The following is a 3576-nucleotide window of genomic DNA, read 5'->3' as shown; positions in this document are numbered from 1 at the left end:
CTCGTTCAATCATTGATATGAGATCAGATCGCAACTACCTAGAAAGGTTCAATTCGATTTGAGCAACAACGCCATTGTTGAGCAACAAGCAATTACTAAAGAAAGCAAACAGGCTTAATGAAAACAGTAATTAAAGTTACGTTCAACAGAGAAAATACCCCACCTCCGACAAGTCAGAAATAAGATTAGTCCTATTTTTGCGTTTCTTTTCGCACCGTACTTAGCAAGTTTAAGTTTTTCACCAACAATCCTTCTGGCATGTGTTGAGTAGATTGCTCACACAGTAAAATATACGATTAGATCACAACGCCAGTGAAAACTACAGAACAAGAAAATATGTCACTTTTGCTATGTACTCTATCAAAAATGATAGAATTGTTGATTTTAGTGTTTACTTTTAGGCTGTTTACGAGTTTTTTAGCGCGTAATCGTAAACATTATATTTAGGGGTAATAATGAGTAAGCAGTCTATAAACGTATCTGCAGTGTCGAACCCAAGCGGGATGGAACGTTTTTTGAATTTTATCGAGAGAACAGGCAACAAGATCCCTGATCCCGCGATTTTGTTTTTCTGGGCATTGGTCATTACTTGGGCAGCATCAGCACTTTTATCGAATGTATCATTCGATCTTCTAAACCCTCGAACGGGCGAAGCTCTCACAATTACCAACCTTCTAACGGGTGAAGCACTATCAAGTTTTTTAGCAAATATGGTGACTACTTTCACTAGCTTTGCACCGCTAGGTATCGTATTGGTTGCAATGTTAGGCGTAGGAGTTGCAGACTCGTCGGGTTTTATTACGACGGGTCTTAAGAAAATGCTTAATTTCACACCTGCAAAGCTTCTTACCCCTATGCTTATTTTGGTTGCTATAGTCTCACATACCGCCGCGGATGCGGGTTATGTACTGGTTATTCCTCTGGGTGGTATTATCTTCCATGCAGCAGGTCGTCACCCTCTTGCAGGTATTGCAGCCGCTTTTGCAGGTGTATCAGGTGGTTTCTCCGCAAACTTTATTCCTTCTGGTATAGATCCATTACTTGCAGGATTTACACAAACGGCAGCACAAGTTCTTGATCCTGAGTACGTGGTTAACCCATTAGCAAACATCTTCTTTACGGGTCTATCTTCAATCATCATAGTGGCTATTGGCTGGTATGTGACAGATAAAGTCATTGAGCCTCGTTTATCAAACATGCCAATTGATGAGGATGCCGAAGCTGCTCCAGACCTAGCCTCATTTTCTGAGCTGGAATCAAAAGCGTTTCGTTATGCCGGTTGGGCAATGATGGCGGGTATCACTTTGCTAGTTGTAGCATTAGTACCGGAAACATCAGCGCTACGTTCGCCACAAGGTGAAATAACAGCTTTCTCTGCACCGATCATGAAGTCTATCGTTCCATTGATCTTCATTCTGTTTATTATTCCTGGTTATGTCTACGGTAAAGTATCTGGCAAGTTTAAGACCAGCGGAGACGTTATTAAGGCAATGGCAGACACTATGTCTACTATGGGCGCTTACATTGTTATGTCGTTCTTCTGTGCCCAATTCTTATCTGCGTTTGCTCAATCGAATATAGGTACGCTGCTAGCGCTATACGGTGCTGAAGGTCTAAAGGCAATGAATTTATCAGGTGAGGTAACTATCGTTGGCATGATACTGCTTACTGCATCAGTTAATCTGCTTATAGGCTCTTCATCAGCAAAGTGGGCGTTGATTGGTCCTGTGTTAGTGCCAATGCTGATGGCTGTAGGAATATCTCCCGAGCTATCTCAAGCAGCGTACCGTGTAGGTGACTCCGTATCAAATATTGTTTCACCACTAATGGTCTTCTTCCCTCTTGTCGTTGTGTACTGTCAACGGTACGTTAAGGGAACAGGAATTGGTACACTGGCCTCTCTGATGATGCCATTTTCTATAGCTATGTTAATTGGATGGTCTATATTTTTGGTCGCTTACTGGAAGTTGGGTATTCCACTTGGTATCCAAGCTCCGTATGTGTATCAGATATAGACTGTCGTAAGTTCACAATTAGAAACGACTTCAGCCGCCTTTAATTCCATCATGTCTTTGGATATTGAGGGCGGCATTTAAATCGAGTTCTATATCTCGTTTCACAGCCCCCCCTTATTGGAGCCGTAGAGCTTCTGATAACCTACCGATAAATTGCGAGGATGCCCCTTTTTAGAAGCTTCCCTCCTCTCGTGATGGGATAAGTGGATCCGCTCTCTGATTCATATAGCGTCATCACAATTACTTCTGTCAAAAGCTCCATAAGCGGATATCTCAAGGATTGTTAGACGCATCTGCTTAAGTAAATTGGGGGCTACGTCGGCATCGGTTGCGCTAGATAAACTGAGCTCTGCCGCTATATACAGCTTAAGTCCAAAGCATTCCGTGCGAAGTTCACCCAAACCTCTCTCTAAAACTAAGCAAGAGAGAACCGGTAAAAGCAAACGGGTCTAAATCGGTAAAGACTATTTTGCCTATCGTGGATTGATGTATGGCAAGACTGACGAGCACCAAACGTTATAGACGGGTTTTGACATTCAATACACCCTCACACCCAATTCTTTGCATGGTTAAAAGGAAAAAGGTCTCGAAGGGCCCAAAATTAAAAACTAAACGCTAAAATCTAAGGAGTTGAAACGCATGATGCAGATCACCCGATAACCCGATCTCCTTCATGTTAATACGCACACACATCCACCTTGCTTACATCATCCGTATCAACATAGAAGTCCACGTCATACCCCGCAAATGGGTTGTCAAACGAGTGCTTTCAAATTAGCAGCCACTTCATTGACACCATCGTAAGAATGTCATAAATCGAAGTTGAATTCGGGAAAGCCCCCGGCTAAGAGGGCTAAACCACCTATTTAGAGACACATGTTGCATAAGCAGCGTAATTAAGGGTTTGGAATCCCCCACCTCCATTTCCTAAATGCACTACGTAAGCTGTATCAGAGTTTATCTCATTAGTCCAAGAAGTGAATCTCGTTGCCCAACCATAACTTGTCCAAACATTACCTGTATACCTAAATAGATAATCCAAGTCTGTTCTCGACGCATGACTCCAGTTATTACGCCCAGCAAAGTTTAAATCTGCTAGATTTTCGCAGTAACGCTGATATTGCGTTCCACCGATGCCGGTATTGTAAAATAAACCAAATTTGCCGCCAGCTGGACCCCATTCTGATGTTTCAGTACCTAGAGTCCCATATGTTTTACCGCGGTTATCATGATGTGAGTCTTTTGTATACCCCAGCTGATTTAAAGCAGCTTCCGATGGTGTACCGGTGAACAACGTCCCATAAATATCTCGAACTTTCAAACAAGCGCCCTTGGCGTTAGATTTATCCTTATCATTAAACTTTCCACCGCAAATACCAAGCATTTTAAAGGTGACACTCGTGGTTTCAGTTACACTGAGCGGTGAACCCTCCAAGTTAAATTCCGCGGTAATATTAACCGTTGTGTCATTGCTAGGTATTGTACCCACCCAAGTCACTTTAGCCGTTTGCTCACCAGAGGCATCCGTACTCCCTGGTGACTCAACCTTGACGGAGTCGGT

The 3576-nt window shown here is 42.8% G+C and carries 1 protein-coding gene and 2 pseudogenes; 1 reads left to right on the top strand and 2 read right to left on the bottom strand.

What is annotated here, in order from left to right:
* The first annotated feature begins 455 nt into the window (after positions 1-455).
* The gene (locus R7Q09_RS24020; protein WP_318071316.1) at positions 456-2015 is read left to right on the top strand and encodes an AbgT family transporter; all 1560 of its coding nucleotides are present in this window, start codon (positions 456-458) and stop codon (positions 2013-2015) included.
* A gap of 113 nt (positions 2016-2128) precedes the next feature.
* Here R7Q09_RS24020 and R7Q09_RS24015 read toward each other — a convergent pair.
* Positions 2129-2374 (bottom strand): annotated as a pseudogene (locus tag R7Q09_RS24015) (IS5/IS1182 family transposase); the annotation flags it as partial.
* A gap of 503 nt (positions 2375-2877) precedes the next feature.
* Positions 2878-3576 (bottom strand): annotated as a pseudogene (locus R7Q09_RS24010) (hypothetical protein); the annotation flags it as partial.

It is taken from the genome of Vibrio sp. 2130-1, from assembly GCF_033339515.1.
Note: the sequence above shows the minus strand (reverse complement) of the source record. Positions and strands in the feature narration are given on the sequence as shown.